We start from the raw sequence: 20,498 nt of genomic DNA, 5'->3' as shown, positions 1-20,498 counted from the left end.
GCCGGCCATCTCCCCCTCAAGGGGGGAGATTACGCACTTGACCGCCTTCGCCAATCGCGCAGGCCCATCGCCTCAATCCAGGCCCGTAAAACTCTCTTCGTCCGGCAGTTCGGTGCCGTCGAGCCGGAACGGTGCGAAGGACGCGCGGTGCAGCCGCGCCACCGGTCCATGCAGCTCGATCGCCGTGCGGTGGCGCACCGTGGCGTAGCCCATATGGAGCTCGAAACCGTAATCCGCGTGATGGCTGCCGCAGCCGCACATCATGCGGTCGCGCATCACCTTGGCGACGATCGAGGCGGCGGCGATCGACTGGGAGCGCTGGTCGCCCTTGATCAGCGCTTTCCCTTCGCATGGCAGTCCGGGCGGCACGTCGCGGCCGTCGGCCAGGGCCAGCTTTGGCTGCACCGAGAGCCCGACCAAGGCGCGGCGCATCGCCTCGAGGCTGGCCTTGAGAATATTGCTGCCATCGATACCTTCCGCGCCGACCGAGGCCATCGACACGCCAAGAGCGGAGCCGAGGATTTTCAGGAACAGCGCCTCGCGCTGCAGGTGGCTGAGCCGCTTGGAATCGTCGAGACCGTCGGGAATGTTGGCGGGATCGAGCACTACCGCTGCCGCGACGACCGGCCCGGCGAGTGGGCCGCGCCCGGCCTCGTCCATTCCCGCCACCGGCCACAGGCCTTCGGCCATCGCCTTGGTCTCGAAGGAGAAATCGGGTCTCTCAACGATTTCGAAGAGAAGCGGAGAATCAGAACGCGCGCGAGCCATGTTGCGGCGAGGTTCGCATCGGCTCCGATTCTCCGCAAGCCCCTCCGGGTCGGGTGAGGCACCGGACCCGGAGGGCACCGTCTGCAAGCCCGGGGACAGGACAGGCCGGACGGGATTTTTTCGTCTGCCGCCGGCAGCGGCGGCAGACGATGTCTTCAAAGCAGCATCAGTTGCTCGGTTGCCTTGGCTGCGGCGACGAACTGGTCGGTCCTGAGCGACCGCCGCTCGGCGTTGAGGCCAAGCCGCTTGGCGGCGATCTCGAAGCGTCTGCCGATCTGCCAGGCATAGGGGCCGGAGCCTTTCATGCGCTTGCCCCATTCCGAATCGTAATCCTTGCCGTCGCGCATCGAGCGGATCAGCGACATGACGTGACGGTAGCGGTCCGGATAATGACGCAGCAGCCAATCCTTGACGATCGGCGCGACCTCCAGCGGCAGGCGCAGCAGGACGTAGCCGGCCTCGCGCGCTCCTGCCGCACGTGCCGAATCGAGGATGCGTTCCATCTCCTGATCGGTCAGGCCGGGGATGATAGGAGCGACCATGACCGAGGCCGGAATGCCGGCATCCGAAAGCTGCCTGATCGCCTCCAGCCGCTTGGTCGGTGTCGACGCGCGCGGCTCCATCGTTCTGGCCAGCATACGGTCGAGCGTCGTCACCGACAGCGCCACCTTGGCCAGCCCGCGTTCGGCCATGCGCGACAGAATGTCGATGTCGCGCGTCACCAGCGCGGATTTGGTGACGATGCCGACTGGGTGGCCGCGCGCCTCCAGCACTTCGAGGATCTCGCGCATGATCCGGTACTGCTTCTCGATCGGCTGGTAGGGATCGGTGTTGGTGCCGATGGCAATGGTGCGCGGCTGGTAGCCGTCCTTCGACAATTCCTTGTCGAGCAGCCGCGCCGCATCCGGCTTGGCGAACAGCTTCGATTCGAAATCCAGTCCCGGCGACAGGCCCATGAAGCTGTGCGTCGGCCGCGCGAAGCAATAGACGCAGCCATGTTCGCAGCCGCGATACGGGTTAATCGAGCGGTCGAAGGAAATGTCGGGCGATTCGTTGCGGGTGATGATGGTGCGCGGCTTCTCGACCTGCACCTCGGTCTTGAACGGTGGCAGCTCCTCGAGCGAATTCCAGCCATCGTCGAACACATGCCGGCTGACCGGTTCGAACCGGCCGGACGGGTTGATGCCGGCGGACCGGCCGCGATTACGCTCCGGGCGGATACGGACGCCACTCTGCTCGATCATTGCATTGGCCATCTCGGCTCTTCCAGCCCCAAAGGCAGCAATGTCGGCACGTACGATCTGTTCCATTTTCGCCCTCTCCCAGGGACTGTCGGCCGGCTGTCGAATCGCTCTGTTCATGAAAATAATCCTATTCAGCCTTGGAGAACAAAGCAAGAACATTTTTTAGGGGCGACGCAAAAACTGGCGCTGCGCCCGGCTTTCCGCTATTCGGCTAACGATGCTCAGCGTTCTCATCCAGACCATGAATGACGAGGAAAGATTGGCCCGCACGCTCGCCTCGCTGATCGGCGGCGCGGTCGAGGGCGTGGTGCGCGATGTCATCGTCTGCGACACCGGCTCGACCGACCAGACGCACCGTGTTGCCGAACATGCCGGCTGCCTTTATGTGGCGAGCGGCGGCATTGCTGCCGGCATCAGGCAGGCCAAGGGCGACTGGCTGCTGCTGCTGGAGCCGGGCGCGCGGTTGGGCGAGGGCTGGATCGACGAGGTCGTCGCCCACACCGCCAGGCAAACCATGCCGGCGCGGTTCTCGCGGGCACGCGGCAGTCGCGTGCCGTTCCTGTCGCGCGTGTTCTCGAGAAACCGGGCACTGGCCGAAGGGCTGGTGATCAGCAAGCGTCAGGCCGCTTCCTTATCGAAAAACGCCCGCAGCGCCGAAGCCATCGCCCGCGGCCTTGCGACCAGGAGGCTCGACGCCGAGATCTGGGTGGCGCCGGTCAAGTGACGGTCGTCATTCTTCCCATAGCGGGCGAGGGAGACGTCGAATCCTTCGTTAGGATGAGGCGGCGCGCAAGCCGTGGGCGGAAAGCGACATGCTGGAAATCCGCATTGGCGCGATACTCCTAGGCAGAAGCATATGCTTGTCGTCCTGCGGGAAACTCGCGATACTCGGCGACAGCTCGGGGAGATCGCAGATGAATCTATCCATATTCGTTCGTATCGCCTTGCTGGCAGCCGCTTGCTCAGTGCCGGCGATCGCGGAGGCGCAGGAATCGTCGCTTTGGTCGGTTTATGAGAACACGCTCAAATCGGCCAAGTACATCGATCTGACCCATGCCTTCGAGCCGGTGCAGCCGGTATGGCCGGGCTTCGCCAACGCCCGGTTCAAACCGGCTATCGCCGGTCGGGACATCGAGGGCTACGTCAAGGCCAGCGAAGAGTTCACCTACGACAAGCATGGGTTCGTTGCGAGCGCCTACGAGCTGACGACGGACCAATATGGCACGCAGCTCGATCCACCCTCCCATTGGAACCCGCTTGGCGCGACGATCAGCGACCTGCCGGCCACCTATGCCGTGCGGCCGCTCGTCGTCATCGACATCAGCGGCAAAGTGCAGACTGACGAAGGCTATCACCTCCAGGTCGCCGACATTGAGGAGTGGGAAAAGCAGCACGGCCGCATACCGGAAGGTTCAGTCGTCTTCGTGCGTTCGGATTGGTACAGGAAATGGTCTGATGCCGCCCGCTTCAACCAAAAACCGTTTCCAGGCGTCAGTTTGGCCGCGCTGAAGTTCCTGCATCTGGAACGGAAGATTCTGTTTCATGGCCATGAGCCGCTCGATACCGACACCACGCCCAACCTCGAAGGCGAACATTGGCTGCTTCACAACGATTTCACGCAGGCAGAAGGCGTTGCAAATCTCGACAAGGTGCCAGAGGCCGGGGCGCTGGTTACAATCGGCTTTGCCAAGCCGCTCGGCGGGTCAGGCGGATATGCGCGTTACGTCGCGATTGCACCCGCCGACTGGACGGAGGGCGTTTCGGTCACCGAAGCGCCTGGTGCGCCGCTTTCCCGGCAAACCGCGCCGCTCAAGCGTGACGAGAACGGCGTCTTCCGTCCGACGCCCTGATCACTGGCGATTCGGGAGGCCGGCGCGTCCCACCCCACGCGAGTTGTTGCGCAAGGTCCAGACTTCGGTCCCTCCGCCGCTCGCGAAAACGTGACTGTCCCGACGATAGCCACCACGATTGCTAGCGCTATCGTGGCAGGAGCGCGCCAGTCCTGCCACGGGAGGCAGTCATGCTTCGCCTATCTGCTGCCGTTCTGCTGACCATGGCCTTCTGGCCGTTCGCCGCTTCGGCCCAGGAAGAGAAGCCGCCGTCGAGATGCGTTGCGATCGCTGACGCGCTGCCGTCGGCCACCTATGCCAGCTTCACAGCGCCACAGGGGCAGACGTCTCGGCTGGCCCAGGCTTTCGTCGACGGTGACGTTACGATCACCTATGCCGGCCATTCGACCTACGTCATCGAGACACCCGCCGGCGTCAGGATCGCCACCGACTTTTCCGGCGTCTATGGCGCTGACCCGCTGCCCCGCGTTGTGACCATGAACAAGGCCCACCGCACGCACTATTCGGACCATGTCGATCCCGGCATCGAATATGTGTTGCGCGGTTGGAATCCGGACGGCGGTCCGGCGCGCCACGCCCTTGTCGTCGACGATGTCTATATCCGCAACGTGCCGACGGATATCCGCAATGGCGGCGATCTCGGCAAGGACGGCAATTCCATCTTCATCTTCGAAGTGGCGGGACTCTGCATCGGCCATCTCGGCCATCTGCACCACCGGCTGGAGGATGCGCATTACGGCGCCATCGGTCGGCTCGATATCCTTATGGTGCCTATCGACGGCGGCATGACGCTGTCGCTCGACCGGATGACCGAAATCACCGCGCGGCTCTATTCCTCGATGATCTTGCCGATGCATCGCCATTCGACCCCGATCAGTGAGTTCACAGGTAGGATGGGCGACGATTTCGCGGTGGAATTCCTCTCCGGCCGATCTCTGACGGTCTCACTGAAGACGCTGCCCGACCGGCCGACGATCATCATCCTCGAAGGTGTTTGATCGCTTCGTCGCTGCCTTCTCCACCGTGCGCAACCTCTTCGTTCCACCTCGCTCGAAACACTCACTGTCGCGAAATCAGCGAGCCTTAATGTTCCGTCAAGCTTGCCGGAAAGTTTGCGACAACTCCCATTCATTGTGCATCGCACAAAATCTAACCGGGGCTTACCATTCCTTTGATGCGGGCGGATGGGTTTGGGTATCGCCTGAGCGGTGAGCGGCCGACGCTTCGTCGACGCGCCCCTTATAGCTGAGGATTCTGATGACCCCTGACCAATCCGGTGCTGCAAGCCTCGAGTCGATCGCTCGAAACGGCAGCCTGCTGCGCCGCATTGCCGTGCGGATACCGACCTATCTGTCGGACCTTCGCGAGAATCCGGCATGGCTGCCGATGTTCATGCTGGCGCGCACCATGCCGGCGCGGCGGTTGCATTGGCGTGGCGCAAAACCGGTTCGACCCGCACAAAAAGCCGGGGAAACAATGTTCGCCGGCGTCGATCGTGACGCGGTGGTCGACGCGCTCCGCTCGGACGGCCTCTTTTCCGGCCTTGCCCTGCCGCAGTCGATCCACGAGGAAATCGCCAGCTTCGCGAAGCGCACGTCTTGCTTCGGCAATTTCGATCGTCGCCTGGAGTTCCTGCCGGTCAAGCATGCGGAGGCCGAAAAACACTTCGGCCGTCCCCTGCTCAGCGGCCACTTTTTCGAGCGGATCCTCGACTGCAACGCTGCGCTTACCGTGCAGCGCGATCCGCTGCTTCTCGACATCGCCGCCCATTATCTCGGCAGCCAGGCAAAGCTGATCACCACGCGGGTCTGGTGGAGCTTTCCGACGAGCTCCGTGTCCGACGCCGAGAAGAACCTGGCGTCGCTTGGCAAGTACCACTTCGATCTCGACGATTGGCGGATGCTGAAATTCTTCTTCTATCTCAATCCGGTAGATGCCGAGACCGGTCCGCATGTCTATGTCCGCGGCAGCCACAACCGCCGCACCCTCAAGCACCAGTTGACGCTCCTCGTCGGCCATCCCGCGGAAGAGGTTTTGAATGTCTACGGCGCGCAGAGTCCGATTACGCTGACCGGCGAGGCGGGTTTGGGCTTCGTCGAGGATCCCTTCGGTTTCCACATGGGCACCGTGCCGACACACAAGCCGCGGCTGATGATGGAAGTCGGCTTCGGCGTATCGCCGCCCTCGCGCCGGCGGTTCCACGGCGAGCCGGTTATTCGCTGATTGTGGCGCTGATTCTGATCTCGGAACAGCTTTTTGAGAACCTGGTCTAACTTGTCTTGGTGCCGCCGCGCCGCAGATGCTCGTCCAGGCGCGGCATGATCTCGACGAAGTTGCAGGGCATATGCCGGTAGTCGAGCTGCGGCTTCAAAATGCCGTCCCAGGCATCCCTGCAGGCGCCGGGCGAACCTGGCAGCACGAAGACGAAGGTCGCGTTGACGACGCCGCCGGTCGCCCGGCTCTGGATCGTCGACGTGCCGATCTTGTCGTAGGAAATGCGGTGGAACACTTCGGAAAAGCCGTCCATGCGCTTTTCGAAGATCGGCTCCAGCGCCTCCGGCGTCACGTCGCGGCCGGTAAAACCGGTGCCGCCGGTGGTAATGACGACATCGATCGCTTCGTCCCTCGACCAGCCCAGAACCTTGTCACGGATTTTCTGGCGGTCGTCGGTGACGATGTCGCGGGCAGCGAGAATATGGCCGGCCTCGAGGATGCGGTCGACCAGCGTCTGGCCGGATTTGTCGTCGGCAGGGCTGCGCGTATCGGAAACGGTCAGCACCGCGATTCGCACGGGAACGAAGGAACGGCCCTCGTCAATCCTGGCCATATGCGTCAGGCTCCGATGTCATGCTTCGCGTGGCGGCGACGAACCAGTCGGGATGGCGGCTGCGGATATCGACGGCGGCGCGCTTGGCGACATTGCCAGTCTCGAACAGCCCAAAACAGGTCGCACCGGAACCGGACATTCGCGCGAACCCCGCTCCGGCCTTGTTGAGCACCGAAAGCGCCTTGCCGATGATCGGTCGGATCGCCCGTGCCGCAGGCTCGAGATCGTTGCGGGTGATCTCCAGCCAATTGCGGATGCTGTGGAAGTCGAGGTCGCGCGACAGTGGCGGCAGTCCCTCATTGTCGCGATCAGAAAGGGCGTTGAACACCTCGGCCGTGGAGATGGCAACGCCGGGATTGACGAGAACCAGGCCGAGTGCGGGAAAGCCCGGCACGGCCGACAGTTCGTCACCGACGCCGCGCGCGATCAGCGGTTTTGCCATAAGGCACATGGGAACGTCGGCACCCAGCGAGAGGCCGACCCGCGCCAGGTCGGCATCGTCGAGGTCCAGCCTCCATGTCTCAACGAGCCCGCGCAGCACCGTTGCGGCGTCGCTCGACCCGCCGCCGACGCCGGATGCGACCGGCAGGTTCTTTTCGAGCCTGATTGCGACCGGCGGCGTATGCCGCGGACCGGCCTGTTTTCGCAGCGCATCGCGCGCTTTCACGACCAGATTGCCGTCATCGAGCGGGACCGCGGACGCGTATCGGCCGGAGACTGAGAACCCGTCGCTGTCGGCGAGTTCGACCTCGACCCGGTCACCGAAGCGCGTGAACACCGCCAGGCTCTCGATCGTGTGATAGCCGTCGGCGCGCCTGCCGGTGACGTGCAGCGCGAGATTTATCTTGGCATGCGCATGCAATGCCCGGACCCTATTGCCGGGAGCCACTGTGTCGGTCACGAGAGGGATGATGTCAGTCCTTGGCCAAGCGGTATTCGCCGGTCTTCGGGTCCCTGACCAGCGTGCCCATTGTGCCGTTGGTCGCCTGTTTTTCGGTGCGCCGTATCTTGGCCGTGACGCGCTCGGCCTCCCTGACGAAGGAGCGATAGCCGAAATAGGCGAGCAGGCCGACTGCGATAAAGAAAATGATCTGTGGCATGTCAAACTCCTCCCTCGCAAGGCCGACTGCGGCGCCGGTCGGGCCGGTCAAGCGTTTAAGTTAAACGCTTTCGCCGATTTTTCAAAGCCCGAAGCGCGCCCACAGCGCGCGCTCTTCCGCCGCAGCGATCACGCCGCTTGCGGCAGCAGCGGCGATCTCGGGTGCCGAAAAGCCGCCTCTGCTTGAGCTGAACCAGCCAAATCGACCAAACAGGCCGCGCGGCGCCGTGATCAGCTTGAGCTGGGTTTTTGGCCCAAAACGGGCCCTCAGCACGCTGCGCATATCGCCGAGCGCATCGACAAGCCCGAGCTCCAGTCCCTTCTTGCCGGTCCAGAACAGGCCGGTGAACAGGTCCGGGTCGTCTTTGAGCTTGGCCCCGCGCCGGTCCTTGACGAGGTCGATGAAGGTCTCGTGGACCTCGAGCTGCAGCGCCTTCAGCCGCTCGATATCTTCCTTCTTCTCTGGCTTGAACGGATCGAGCACCGCCTTGTTCTGGCCGGCCGTATGGACGCGGCGCTCGACGCCGATCTTCTTCAACAACTCGGGAAAGCCGAACGAGGCCGACACCACGCCGATCGAACCGACGATGGAAGACGGATCGGCAAAGATCTCGTCGCCGGCGACCGCAATCATGTAGCCGCCCGACGCCGCCACATCCTCGACGAAGACCAGAACCTTTTTGTTCTTCTCGCTCGCCAGGTCGCGGATGCGTCTGAAGATCAGCCGCGACTGCACCGGCGAGCCGCCCGGCGAATTGATCGAAATGGCGACCGCGGGCGCGTCGAAGGAAAACGCCTTCTCGATGGGGCCGGCGGTGGACGCCAGCGACAGGCTCGGCCGCAACGGGCCGCCGCCCGGCATGATGGTGCCATGCAGCCGGATGACGGGAATGGTGACGATGTCGGAGCGCCAGGATTTCGGCAGCAGGCGGTTCAGGAAGCGTTTCACGGGGTCTCCGGTCAAATTGGCTTGAAGGCATGTAGGGATTCGCCAGCCAACGGCAATGCCGCGACGCCCGGCCGGCCAAAAAGGGTCAGTCGCCGAACAGCGAAGCCATCCCGTTGTTGATCATCTCGGTCCGCTCCGTGGGGCCGTCACCGGATTGCCCGTGCAGCATCAGCGGCGGGCGGATCGACAGTTTTCCGCGTGCGCCGAGGATTGCCCTGACGACGATGCGGATCGCCGCTGCCTCGGGGCGGGGGTGGACGGCCAGCATCTCGGCGTCGCCGAAGCGGCCTGATATCGCATCGAGGATGGCGCCGAGCTGATCGGGCCTGGCAATCACGGCAAGACCGCCGCGCGGCCTGACCACGGCAGCCGCGCTTCGGATCCAGCTGTCGAACAGCCCGTTCTCCATCACATGCGCCGCCTTCCTGAGTGGGTCGGGCGTGGCGCGATCCTCGGCGGCGTTGAAGGGCGGGTTCATGATGACGAAGTCGAAGGAGTTGTCGGCAAGCCCAGTGGCGGTTCGCGCCTGGCCCGACAGCGCGACGTCGGCGGCGAGCACCGAGGCGCGGTCGTTAAGATGCGCATTACCGGGGTGGGCAAGCGTCGTTGCGGCGAAGGCCGCCATTTCCGCAGACCGTTCGATGAGCATGGCCTCGGCATCAGGACAGCGCGACAGGACGGCCAGGCCTGCGGCGCCAGCACCCGCGCCGAAATCGGCAAGGCGCCCGGCGAAGGAGGACGGCACGGCAGCCGCCAGCATCATGGCGTCCATGCCGGCGCGATGGCCTGCCTTTTTCGGCTGCACCAGCCAGAACCGCCCGCGATGGAAAGCATCGACCGTATGGGCCGGCGTGTCCTGGATAAGGGTGTCGCGCGCAGCGGACATTACTTCTGGCGCATCTCGTTGGCGATGCCTGCATCGGTCAGGATGCGTCGCGCCGCATCGGCCTGGTCGGCTTCGACCATGATGCGCCTGGGCAAGATGCCGATCGAACCGTCGAGCACGCTCATGTTCTGGTCGGCGACGAAACAGCCGATGCCGGCATCGCGCATCAGCGATTCGACAAAGGAGATGATCACGGAGTCGTTGGTGCGGATAAGCTCTATCATAGGACGAAACTCGCAGGTTGCAGCGTCTATGTAAATGTGGGTGGCTTCCGTCGCCACCTCGCCGCGCCAAATCGCCTCTTGCCGTGCCTGTGGGTAGCGCCCTAGAGTCTGCGGCGGTATCGGGGTGCCGTCGTGCGCGTGACATAAGACGGGAGTTTGTCGTGGGTGTCGTTCTCAACATCGAAAACGGGAAGCGGGAAGCCGCGTCCATTAAGGATCTCATCGACCTGACTTCGGCCGATATGGGGCGCGTCAACAAATTGATCCTGTCGAAGGCCGGTTCCGACGTCGAGATGATTCCCGAAATTGCCAACCACCTGATCTCTTCGGGTGGCAAGCGGCTGAGACCGATGCTGACGCTCGCCTCAGCGCAGATGTTCGGCTATTCCGGCGAGGGCCATGTCAAGCTCGCCACATCAGTCGAGTTCATGCACACCGCCACGCTCCTTCACGACGATGTCGTCGACGAGAGCGGCATGCGGCGCGGCAAGAAGACCGCCCGCATGATCTGGGGCAACCAGGCGAGTGTGCTGGTCGGCGATTTCCTGCTCGGCCAGGCTTTCCGCATGATGGTCGATGTCGGTTCGCTGGAAGCGCTCGACATCCTGTCCAGCGCCGCCTCGATCATTGCCGAGGGCGAGGTGATGCAACTCGCCGCAGCCAAGAACCTCGAAACCACGGAGGATGAGCATTTCGCGGTGATCAAGGCCAAGACCGCTGCCCTGTTCTCGGCCGCCGCCGAGGTCGGTCCGGTCATCGCCCAGGCGACGCGAAACGATCGCGCGGCGCTGCGCTCCTATGGCATGAATCTCGGCCTTGCCTTCCAGCTGATCGACGATGCGCTGGATTATGGCGGCACCAGCAAGGATCTGGGCAAGAATGTCGGCGACGACTTTCGCGAAGGCAAGGTGACGCTGCCGGTGATCCTCGCCTACCGGCGCGGCACCAAGGCCGAACGCAGCTTCTGGAAGCGCGCCATCGAGGACAATGTCACCGATGACGCCGGGCTGGAAAAGGCGGTCGGGTTGATGACCCGCCACGGCGCTATCGCCGACACCATCGGGCGCGCCGGCCATTTCGGCGAGATCGCCCGCGACGCGCTGGCGCCGCTCGAAGCGACGCCGCAGAAATCGGCGCTGCTCGACGTCATCGATTTCTGCATCAGCCGGGTGAACTGAAAGACATCGCCGGCGGCCGGCACCGCGCCGGCCCGTGATATTGGTCGGGCAGGGCTCCGAGACGGTCAGCGCGCCCGGCAAACTATCGACGTCATGAAAATGACCACGCGCTCTTCAGCAGCGCCACGAGCTCGCTCTGACGGCTGGTTTCGGTTTTCCGGAAGATTCGCTCAAGATAGGTGCGGGCCGATTTGACGGCGATGCCGATTTCCATGGCTGCCTCCTGCACCGAATGGCCGGAGGCCAGCTCGACGGCGAGCCGGGCTTCCGCCGGCGTCAGGTCGAACAGGCCTGAAAGCACTTTGGGCGACGGAACAGTGGCGCCGGTACCGACCGTGGTTGCGACAACCAGAATATCCGCACCCGAAAAAATATCGTGCGCGGCGCGACGCAGCGGTAACAGCTGAACGACCAGCGCGGGCCGCCCTTTGATGGCTGCAACCGGGATGGACCGCACGACGCGGTTATCCCGGTTCTGCGCGATGGCCTGCTGGAAAAGCGCGTTTGCAGTTTGATCGGCAATCGCCATGCCGCCATGGGCTGTGGGAAGGAAGACGTCCGCCATGTCTTCGAAAAGCGGATTGGCCGTCAGCACACGGCCCGATCCACTCATGCCCGATCCACCCATGATTGCAGCCGGCAGCCCGATTTCCCGGAGAATGGATACGGCGGTCCTGGCCCGTTCCAGGCCCAGGCGCCCGGCGACAAGGCCGGCCCGTGCGAGGTGCGGACGCAGTCCGTTCAACAGACCGATTGCGGCCTGGTCATAACTCCCGTCCTTCAGCCAGCGCTGGAAGACAAAAAGGACAAGCTCGCCGCCAGGCATGGGGACGGGCGAGCATAGATGCGGCCCGATGCCAAACGCGGTGGCACTTTTGCGAACGGGATCGCGCTCGATCTCCTCGCAGATGATGAAATTATCGACCCGCACAAAGCTTGCTGGCTGCGCGGCGCACATGCGCTTCAGGCTCTCGGAAAACCGCCAAGTATCCCCCTTCGTGAACGCGTCGAGCAAGGGCTGGACATGCGTTTCGGTGATGGCGCGGACCGGGCAATGATCGCTGACTACAAAAATCGCGCCGTTTGCCGAGCGGGAGATCGCGCTTGCCGCCGCCAATACCTCCGGCCACAGCTCGGCCGCGAACGCCGCTTCGTAGATAAGATCGACAATGGCGAAGGCCTGCTGGTCCGGCGACATTTCCAGCATCGGCATCTTCCTGGGCGAAGCAACGGCATCCATCTGCACGGTTCCACGCATCATTCCGCTGCGGAAACTTTCACCGCCCGCCGCTTACGGATCGCTTACGGCATCGCGGCGCCGGTGCGCTGCAGCAGGGCAGGCCGGCAGCCCGCCCGGCCTGTAAAGCGCGGTCGACGGTCGCAGTTGGGCGCATTTTCGCGTGGTTTTTGATAGCATTACCCGATTGTGAATTCGGGCCGGGTTGAAGCCTCACCCCAAAAAGGCCATGCTTTGCTTGGAAAAGATCGAGTCTGCGGCGATCCCGCTGACGCGGGCATGGCTTTGAGTGAAAGGGATACGATGCGGCAAGGATGTGCGCGCTGGCTGACAGGGCTGGCAATTGTGACGGCCATGGCGGCCTCCGGTCTGCCCGCCTACGCCAAAGAAACCACCGCGCCAGTCAATATCACTTCGTTCTCGGGGGCCTATCTTGCCGCGCGGGTCGCCGAAGGCGACAATGATCTCGACAGTGCCATCGCCTACTACAAGCAGGCGCTCGCCTTCGCTCCCGGTGACACCTCGTTGCAGCAAAGCCTGATGCTGTCGCTGATCGCGCAGGGGCGCTTCGAAGAATCCCTGGTCTATGCCGACAAGCTCAAGACGGTTCCCGACGTCGAGCGGTTCTCGCGCCTGGCGCTGGCCGTCGGCTCCTTTCACAAGAAGGACTTTTCCAAGGCCGAATACTGGCTCAAGCTTTCGCTCGAATCCGATCTCGACCGGCTGATCTCCGGCGTCATGACCGGCTGGGCCAAGCAGGGCGCCGGCGACGCCGGCGAGGCCATGGCCTCCATCGACAAGCTGCAGGGTCCGGACTGGTTCGGCCTCTTCAAATCCTTCCATCGCGCGCTTATCGCCGATGCCTCGGGCCTGCCCGAAAAGGCGGATGCGATCTACGCCGCCACCTTGCAGGACACTGCGACCGGCGCCGCCGCGCCCGAAACCTGGATGCGCAATGCGCAGGCCTATGCCTCCTTCCTTGCCCGCAAGGGCGACAAGGACAAGGCGCTGTCCGTGCTCGATCAGGCCGACGCATTTGCACCCGGCAAGGTCGAGATATCGGCGCTTCGCGACAGGATCACCAAGGGCGAGAAGATCGAACCCTTCGTTGCCGGGCCGTCCGACGGCGCCTCGGAAATTCTGCTCAATCTCGCCACCGCGCTCAATCGCGGCGGCGGCGAGCCGTTCGTCCGCCTCTATCTGCAATATGCCCTGGCACTGCGGCCCGACAGCGACGCGGCCCTCGTCCAGCTCGCCGCCGTCTCCGAGCAGTTGAAGGACGCAGAGGGCGCCATCGCCTTCTATCGCCGCATCCCGGCCGGTTCGCCGCTGAAGACGCTGTCGGAACTGCAGCTCGGCCTCAACCTTGCAGATCTCGACCGCTATGACGAGGCCATCGCCCATCTGAAGGCCCTTGTCGAAGCGCGTCCCGGCGACATGCGCGCCTATCAGGCGCTCGGTGGCGTCTATGCCTCGAAGGAGGATTTCCGCTCCGCGGCCGATCTCTATGACAAGGCGGTGGCGATGCTGAAGGCTCCGACCCGCGCCGACTGGAACATTTTCTACCAGCGCGGCATCGCCTATGAGCGACTGAAGGAGTGGCCGAAGGCCGAGCCGAATTTCCGCAAGGCGCTGGAATTGTTCCCCGACCAGCCGCAGGTCCTGAACTATCTTGGCTATTCCTGGGTGGACATGAACATCAACCTTAGGGAAGGCCTTCAGATGATCCAGAAGGCCGTCGAGCTCAGGCCGAGCGACGGCTACATCGTCGATTCGCTGGGCTGGGCCTATTTCCGCCTTGGCCGGTTCGACGATGCGGTGCGCGAATTGGAACGTGCCGTTTCGTTGAAGCCGGAAGATCCGGTGCTCAACGATCACCTCGGCGATGCCTATTGGCGCGTCGGCCGCAAATTGGAAGCCACCTTCCAGTGGAACCAGGCCCGCGACCTGAAGCCGGATCCCGGCGTGCTCGCCGCCTTGCAGCAGAAACTGCTGAAGGGCCTGCCGCCGATCGAATCCAACACGGCGCAGGAAACCCCGAAGGTCAAGCCCGAACCGGCGACCGCTCCCAAGGGCTGAATACTTCTGAATTCGATCGTGCGGGGCTCGTCGCCGCTGTCGCTAAGGGTCTGGACTTTAAGCCATGCTAATCGTGCGCGGTGTCGAGCATCGCTCGGAGCGCTGAGTCATTCTGGCGGAGATGTTCCTCGATCCATCGGGTCGTACGGTCGTAGGCATCCGAAAACAACTCAAAATGCCGACTCCAATCCATGAAGCTGATCGTGTTCGCAACCTCCGGACAGACCAGGATATCCTCTTCGCCGACGGCAATGTCCTGTGGCCGGTGTGCCAGCATGCTCGAGGCAATGACCTGAAGCATGCTGGGAACCCGAGGCAAGCGGGCGCGACCGAAAGGGTTCAGCAAGGCCAATGCCAGTTCGGAAACTCCGGGGATGCGGTCATAGTCTATGTCGTATTTCTGCGGTGCACTCGACCCGAAGGTAACGATGACATTGGGTCCGGTCTTGAGCTCCGTCATCTGCTCCAGCGGCAAATTGTTCATGATGGCGCCGTCCACCAGCATATCGCCGTCATCTGTAAAGAACGGCGGCAGGACGCCCGGGATGGAGCCGGACGCCCGAACGGCGTGCCAGAGCTTTCCACGACGGTGGACATGTGGCTGACGGCTGCTCAGATTGGTCGAAAGCGCAAAGAAAGGAAGCCAAAGATCCTCGATCAGAACGTCGCCGTATTCCAGCCGAAGGGCCCGATCAAACGCTTTGTGATCCAGAAGCGCGAAATGCGGCAGGGTGGGACGGCGAAACGCCCGGCTCTTGATAAATATGCTGTGGGTGCCTCGGTCGATCTGGTCGGCATCCAAGCCTTTTGCGAAGCCGGCCATCATCGCCGCTCCGGAACTTGTCCCGCCGAGATAGTCGAAGCAAGCGCCCGCCTCAACGAAAGCCTTGTAGACGCCTAAATGAGCGCTGCCGAGGGACCCGCCCCCTGCCGCCACGAAGCCCAATGCCTTGCCCGAAATAAATCGGACCAGGCGCTGGAAATCAACCCCGTCGTGCAGCGCAACATGATGATGCTGGTCAACATAGGGTCGCTCATCGAGCCATGCAGAGGTACCGGAGACCGCAGCCGAGCGCTTGTCGTGAACTAGGACAAGCCGACTGGTCGATGGCGGATGGACCGATAGGGCCAGTTCCTCAGACGGGTTCAGGCGAGGCGAGCAGGACGCGTTGGCCAGTAACAGGACGGTATCGGCCTGGCGAATGCAGATTTGGGTCCATTCATTAGGTTCCTCATCGGCAACATAGACGATGAATCGGGCTTCCGCCTCCAGTTCGTTCAACCAGTTAAGGATCCGCTGGTCGTCGATCGGAAGACCTGGGAATTTCGCTTGGATGTCAAGCCGGGAAACGAATCGAGCGCGCGTGGCCGCGCCGAACGCTTGCCGCAGGTGCTGGATGAGCAGCGGTGAGATGCGACTTCCGCCGGCTGCAATGATCGCAAGCGTTCGGATCTTGGCAGGTTCCTTGAGACGCGACGAACGTGGAGATTGGGTGGCAAACCGGCGCGCCAGAAATACCGTGACCGCCTCTCTCAGGCTCGGCAAAGTCTCGGCTGCCTTCTCGAAATGATTGCGACCGATTTCAAGGACGATCGAATCGCGCGCTGCAAGGACAGTGGCCGTGCGGGGTAGTCCCGCGAAGAAACCGATTTCACCGATGAGTTCACCCTGTGCGATCTCGGCGACCGAGCCATTCGAATCTTCTTTGTGTACCGTAAAGCGTCCAGACAGCACGATGAAAAACCTGTCCGACGCATCGCCTTCGCGAACCAGAACCTCACCGCGTCTCAGGACCCGGCGGTCGAATTCGGCAGCTAAAGCCTCAAGCGCCAGCAACGACGCCCGATCGAACATCAATGTTGCCGACAATAAACTCGCTGCAAGAGAATCGACGGAGGACATCTGAGCCATTCCTTGGGAATCCATGACTTTTGTCTCCTCGAGGGTGCTGGACGCCCTGCCGAATGATACCACACATGAGAGCAGCCGAACGGCTGAGGCGCGGGACTGACCGCTGTGCGCTCCCATCTCTGGCTCCCAGCAAGATCCACGATCAGGCCGCCACGCCGCTCTCGGCGCCGTCTTTTAGCGCCGGGAAATTTACTTGAGCCCACATCGCGAACCTGCTCGCTTGCCTGCCGGCCATCTTGTTGCCAGCGCAATCTCGTCGTGCGGCCGGCCCCTTGCCTTGACGCTTTCCGGTGGGCGCTCTAGGGAGGGCCGCATCCCCGCCTTTCCCGTCGAGGCCGCCGTGACAGTTGATATCCCAGCCCATATGCATCCCAGCCGCTCGTTCCAGGGGCTGATCCTGACTTTGCATAACTACTGGGCGGACTATGGCTGCGTCGTTCTCCAGCCCTATGACATGGAAGTCGGCGCCGGCACGTTCCACCCGGCGACGACGCTGCGCGCGCTGGGGCCAAAGCGCTGGAACGCGGCCTATGTGCAGCCTTCGCGCCGGCCCAAGGACGGGCGCTACGGCGAGAACCCGAACCGGCTGCAGCATTACTACCAGTATCAGGTGATCCTGAAGCCGAATCCGCCCAATCTGCAGGAACTGTATCTCGGCTCGCTGGCGGCCATCGGCGTCGATCCGCTTCTGCATGACATCCGCTTCGTCGAGGACGACTGGGAAAGCCCGACGCTCGGCGCCTGGGGGCTGGGCTGGGAGTGCTGGTGCGACGGCATGGAAGTGTCGCAGTTCACCTATTTCCAGCAGGTCTGCGGCATCGAATGCGCGCCGGTGGCGGGCGAGCTCACCTACGGGCTGGAGCGGCTGGCCATGTATGTGCAGGGCGTCGACAATGTCTACGACCTCAACTTCAACGGCCGCGACGGCGCTGACAAAGTGACCTATGGCGACGTCTTCCTGCAGGCCGAGCAGGAATATTCGCGACACAATTTCGAATTCGCCAACACCGCGATGCTGCTTCGGCATTTCGAGGACGCCGAAGCCGAGTGCAAGGCGCTGCTCGACGCCGGCGTGCCCTTCTCCCCCCTCGAGGGGGAGATGCCCGCCAAGCGGGCAGAGGGGGTCGCCTCAGAAGGCACCGCGGGCCCTGCGTCGAGCACTGCCCGGGCAACCCCTCCCGGCCCTTCGGGCCACCCTCCCCTCAAGGGGGAGGGGAACCACCGCCTGGTATTTCCCGCCTACGACCAGTGCATCAAGGCCAGCCACGTCTTCAACCTGCTCGACGCGCGCGGCGTGATTTCCGTCACCGAGCGGCAGAGCTACATCTTGCGGGTGCGCAATCTGGCGAAAGCCTGCGGCGAGGCGTTTTTGCTGACGCAGGCGGGCGGGCTGGCGGCTTAGCTCCACAGGCTGTTTGCGATTTCGACTGAAGCGCTGATTGGCAATGCGCCTTGGCCGCTGGAGCCAGCCATTGTCCGCAGCGCCTGTCTGACGCCAGGCATGGTGAACGTGCCATGAGCCTGCGCCGCGAAACAGGCGCTGAGCGCGAGGATCTGGAGGAATGTCGATGCCGTCTTCATGGTCGTTCAGCCAATAGTTCCCTGCCTGAGCGTTGGTCGCTTCAGCGCTGCGTTCGGTTCATGGAAATCTTTGACCCAAGGACGGGTGGTCCCGCTCCGGCCCGACAGGCAGCGGAATATTTTTGGCAATCGTCGGTAGATGCGCCGATTGCATGCAGGCCGATTGCATGGGGCCCGAATTGCATGGGGCCCGAATTGCATGGGGGAAGGGTGACAGCGGCCAGCCGAGTTGCTATGCCGCCTGGACCATTTTGCCGCGTGAGCACAATTTATGCCCGACCTGCTTTTAGAACTCCGTTCGGAAGAGATTCCCGCGCGCATGCAGCGCAAGGCGGCGGGCGACCTGAAGAAGATGATGACGGACGGTCTGGTCGAGGCCGGGCTAACCTATGAGGCGGCGCGCGAATATTGGACGCCGCGCCGGCTGGCGCTCGACGTTCGCGGCGTGACCGCGCGCTCGAAGGATATAAGCGAGGAGATCAAGGGACCCTCGACCAAGGCCCCCGAACAGGCGGTCCAGGGTTTTCTGCGCAAGGCCGGTCTTTCCTCGATCGCCGAGGCGCATGTCCACGCCGATCCGAAGAAGGGCGACTTCTATGTCGCCCATATCTCCAAGCCGGGCCGGCCGGCGGAAGAGATCATCGCCGAACTGGTGCCGGGCATCATCCGCGACTTTCCATGGCCGAAATCGATGCGCTGGGGGCCGGCCTCGGCGAAACCGGGATCGTTGCGCTGGGTGCGGCCGCTGCAATCCATCCTCTGCACCTTCGGCCCGGAAACCGAGGAGCCGGTGGTCGTCGATTTCGAGATCGACGGCATCCGCTCGGGCAACATCACCTACGGCCATCGTTTTCATGCGCCGGGCGCCATCAGCGTGCGCCGTTTCGACGACTATGCCGCCAAGCTCGAGGTGGCGAAGGTCGTGCTCGACGCCGACCGGCGCAAGCAGGTCATCCTTTCCGACGCCAGGAATCTCGCCTTCGCCAGCGGTCTCGACCTTGTCGAGGACGAGGGGCTGCTCGAGGAAGTGTCAGGCCTGGTCGAGTGGCCGGTCGTGCTGATGGGCGAGTTCGAGCAGGACTTTCTCGCCATTCCGGCCGAGGTGATCCGGCTGACCATCCGCGCCAACCAGAAGTGTTTTGTGACGCGGCCGCAGGGAACTGGTGAAGAGCTTTCCAGCAACTTCATCCTGACCGCCAACATCGAGGCCAGCGACGGCGGCAAGGAGATCGCCCACGGCAACGGCAAGGTGGTGCGCGCCCGCCTCTCCGACGCGCTCTATTTCTGGAAGACCGACCAGGGCGATTTACCTGATCTCGACCAGTTGCAGGCATCGGCGGAAAAGTTCGGGCTCGATCTCAAGAAGCCGCTCGACCAGCGCATGGCCCGCCTCGACCATCTCGGCGTCACCTTCCACGCCAAGCTCGGCTCGCAAGGTGAGCGGGTAGAGCGCATTGCGCGGCTGGCTGAGGAATTGGCGCCGATCGTGGCGAGCGCCATCTCCCCCCTTGAGGGGGAGATGGCCGGTAGGCCAGAGGGGGTTGTCTCGCGTGAAACGCCGGCATCCTTTGTCCGCGATAGGGCGTTGCGTCAGTACGTGCCGACCCCCTCTGTCGTCTTCGGCGACATCTCCCCCTCAAGGGGGGAGATTCCCGCGCTCGCACGTCGCGCTGCCGTCCTGGCCAAGGCCGATCTCACCACCGAGGTGGTCGGCGAGTTCCCGGAATTGCAGGGCGCCATGGGCCGAAAATACGCGCTGCTGCAGGGAGAGCACACTTTGGTCGCCGCGGCGATAGAAGAACACTACAAGCCGCAGGGCCCGTCCGACCGTGTTCCGACCGACCCGGTATCGGTGGCCATAGCGCTCGCCGACAAGCTCGACACGCTGGTCGGATTCTGGGCGATCGACGAAAAGCCGACCGGGTCAAAGGACCCCTATGCGCTGAGGAGGGCGGCGCTAGGGGTAATCAGGATCTTGGTCGAGAATCGGGTCCGGCTTGCGCTGACATCTCTCTTCGACCGCGCTTACCAGATGGCGAACTATCTCGCGTCCGGACCGGCCTTTAGCGCCGACCTCCTCGCCTTCTTCCACGACCGCCTAAAAGTCTATTTGCGTGACCAGGGTGCGAGGCATGATTTGATCGATGCGGTGTTGGCGGCGGGCTCGCGCCTGATCTCCCCCTCAAGGGGGGAGATTGGCCAATCGCAAAACGACGATCTCCTGCAAATCGTCCGCCGCGTCCTAGCCCTTGGCTCCTTTCTCGATACCGAGGACGGGAGGAACCTGCTGGCCGGCACCAAGCGCGCGGCCAACATTCTGGCCGCCGAGGAGAAGAAGAAAACGACGATCGCCGAAAATGTTGAGCCGGCTCTATTCCGGGAAGATACCGAGAAATCGCTGTTTGCCGCGGTGAATCAGGCCGAGAAGGAAGCCGGCCAAGCGATTCACAACGAAGACTTTTCCGCCGCCATGCTGGCGCTTAGCGCGTTGCGTGAACCGGTTGATTCATTCTTCGAACGCGTTCTTGTGAATGATGAGGACCAGGCCGTGCGCGCCAACCGCCTGGCGTTGCTGGCGCGCATCCGGGCAGCGACCGACCAGGTCGCGGATTTCTCGAAAATCGCCGGCTGAGGCTTGGCAAATCAGGCGAGCGTCGCCTGGCC

At 63.2% G+C, this 20,498-nt stretch carries 18 protein-coding genes; 8 read left to right on the top strand and 10 right to left on the bottom strand.

The features are described 5' to 3' along the window. Window positions 1–72 precede the first annotated feature (72 nt). Entirely contained in the window at window positions 73–768 is a 696-nt protein-coding gene (locus tag JG739_RS26180) for a ribonuclease HII (RefSeq protein ID WP_202364037.1), read from the bottom strand. Between the two features lie 155 nt (window positions 769–923). Beyond that, entirely contained in the window at window positions 924–2,078 is a 1,155-nt protein-coding gene (locus JG739_RS26175) for a PA0069 family radical SAM protein (RefSeq protein WP_202364036.1), read from the bottom strand. Window positions 2,079–2,229: 151 nt separating this feature from the next. Between JG739_RS26175 and JG739_RS26170 the strand changes: the two genes are divergently transcribed. The 4 genes from JG739_RS26170 (at window position 2,230) to JG739_RS26155 (ending at window position 6,085) form a co-directional block, all read left to right on the top strand. Then, window positions 2,230–2,736, top strand: a complete 507-nt coding sequence (locus tag JG739_RS26170; RefSeq protein ID WP_202364035.1) for a glycosyltransferase — start codon at window positions 2,230–2,232, stop codon at window positions 2,734–2,736. 190 nt (window positions 2,737–2,926) lie between these two features. Beyond that, on the top strand, window positions 2,927–3,862 hold the full coding sequence (locus tag JG739_RS26165; protein ID WP_202364034.1) for a cyclase family protein: 936 nt from the start codon (window positions 2,927–2,929) through the stop codon (window positions 3,860–3,862). A 170-nt stretch (window positions 3,863–4,032) separates the two neighbouring features. Beyond that, complete coding sequence (locus JG739_RS26160; RefSeq protein ID WP_202364033.1) at window positions 4,033–4,860, top strand: MBL fold metallo-hydrolase; 828 nt, start codon at window positions 4,033–4,035, stop codon at window positions 4,858–4,860. A 259-nt stretch (window positions 4,861–5,119) separates the two neighbouring features. Next, window positions 5,120–6,085, top strand: coding sequence for a hypothetical protein (locus JG739_RS26155; protein WP_202364032.1), 966 nt, complete (start codon window positions 5,120–5,122; stop codon window positions 6,083–6,085). A gap of 46 nt (window positions 6,086–6,131) precedes the next feature. On the opposite strand, the gene moaB is transcribed toward JG739_RS26155, so the two are convergent. The 6 genes from moaB to JG739_RS26125 form a co-directional block, all read right to left on the bottom strand. Then, a complete protein-coding gene (gene moaB, locus JG739_RS26150) occupies window positions 6,132–6,689 on the bottom strand; it encodes a molybdenum cofactor biosynthesis protein B (protein ID WP_202364031.1) in 558 nt (185 codons plus the stop codon). Beyond that, entirely contained in the window at window positions 6,676–7,578 is a 903-nt protein-coding gene (locus JG739_RS26145; RefSeq protein WP_202367650.1) for a 4-(cytidine 5'-diphospho)-2-C-methyl-D-erythritol kinase, read from the bottom strand. The genes moaB and JG739_RS26145 overlap by 14 nt, the downstream gene beginning before the upstream one ends. A gap of 25 nt (window positions 7,579–7,603) precedes the next feature. Next, window positions 7,604–7,789, bottom strand: a complete 186-nt coding sequence (locus JG739_RS26140; RefSeq protein WP_077381693.1) for a hypothetical protein — start codon at window positions 7,787–7,789, stop codon at window positions 7,604–7,606. 81 nt (window positions 7,790–7,870) lie between these two features. Beyond that, window positions 7,871–8,737 (bottom strand): S49 family peptidase, encoded by an 867-nt coding sequence (locus JG739_RS26135; RefSeq protein ID WP_202364030.1) that lies wholly within the window; start codon window positions 8,735–8,737, stop codon window positions 7,871–7,873. Between the two features lie 85 nt (window positions 8,738–8,822). Beyond that, window positions 8,823–9,623, bottom strand: a complete 801-nt coding sequence (locus tag JG739_RS26130) for a tRNA1(Val) (adenine(37)-N6)-methyltransferase (protein ID WP_202364029.1) — start codon at window positions 9,621–9,623, stop codon at window positions 8,823–8,825. After that, a complete protein-coding gene (locus tag JG739_RS26125) occupies window positions 9,623–9,847 on the bottom strand; it encodes a putative signal transducing protein (protein ID WP_202364028.1) in 225 nt (74 codons plus the stop codon). The genes JG739_RS26130 and JG739_RS26125 overlap by 1 nt, the downstream gene beginning before the upstream one ends. A gap of 161 nt (window positions 9,848–10,008) precedes the next feature. On the opposite strand from JG739_RS26125, the gene JG739_RS26120 reads away from it, so the two are divergent. Continuing rightward, a complete protein-coding gene (locus tag JG739_RS26120) occupies window positions 10,009–11,025 on the top strand; it encodes a polyprenyl synthetase family protein (protein ID WP_202364027.1) in 1,017 nt (338 codons plus the stop codon). A 91-nt stretch (window positions 11,026–11,116) separates the two neighbouring features. Here the strand turns inward: JG739_RS26120 and JG739_RS26115 are convergent, their stop codons facing one another. Further along, on the bottom strand, window positions 11,117–12,265 hold the full coding sequence (locus JG739_RS26115) for a helix-turn-helix transcriptional regulator (protein ID WP_244749582.1): 1,149 nt from the start codon (window positions 12,263–12,265) through the stop codon (window positions 11,117–11,119). Between the two features lie 300 nt (window positions 12,266–12,565). On the opposite strand from JG739_RS26115, the gene JG739_RS26110 reads away from it, so the two are divergent. Next, entirely contained in the window at window positions 12,566–14,341 is a 1,776-nt protein-coding gene (locus tag JG739_RS26110; protein ID WP_202367648.1) for a tetratricopeptide repeat protein, read from the top strand. A gap of 67 nt (window positions 14,342–14,408) precedes the next feature. Here the strand turns inward: JG739_RS26110 and JG739_RS26105 are convergent, their stop codons facing one another. Further along, window positions 14,409–16,244 (bottom strand): patatin-like phospholipase family protein, encoded by a 1,836-nt coding sequence (locus JG739_RS26105; protein WP_202364026.1) that lies wholly within the window; start codon window positions 16,242–16,244, stop codon window positions 14,409–14,411. A gap of 349 nt (window positions 16,245–16,593) precedes the next feature. On the opposite strand from JG739_RS26105, the gene JG739_RS26100 reads away from it, so the two are divergent. Continuing rightward, entirely contained in the window at window positions 16,594–17,655 is a 1,062-nt protein-coding gene (locus tag JG739_RS26100) for a glycine--tRNA ligase subunit alpha (protein WP_244749581.1), read from the top strand. 450 nt (window positions 17,656–18,105) lie between these two features. After that, entirely contained in the window at window positions 18,106–20,466 is a 2,361-nt protein-coding gene (gene glyS, locus JG739_RS26095) for a glycine--tRNA ligase subunit beta (RefSeq protein ID WP_202364024.1), read from the top strand. Window positions 20,467–20,498 lie beyond the last annotated feature (32 nt).

It is taken from the genome of Mesorhizobium sp. L-2-11 (assembly GCF_016756595.1).
GTDB lineage: Bacteria > Pseudomonadota > Alphaproteobacteria > Rhizobiales > Rhizobiaceae > Mesorhizobium.
Note: the sequence above shows the minus strand (reverse complement) of the source record. Positions and strands in the feature narration are given on the sequence as shown.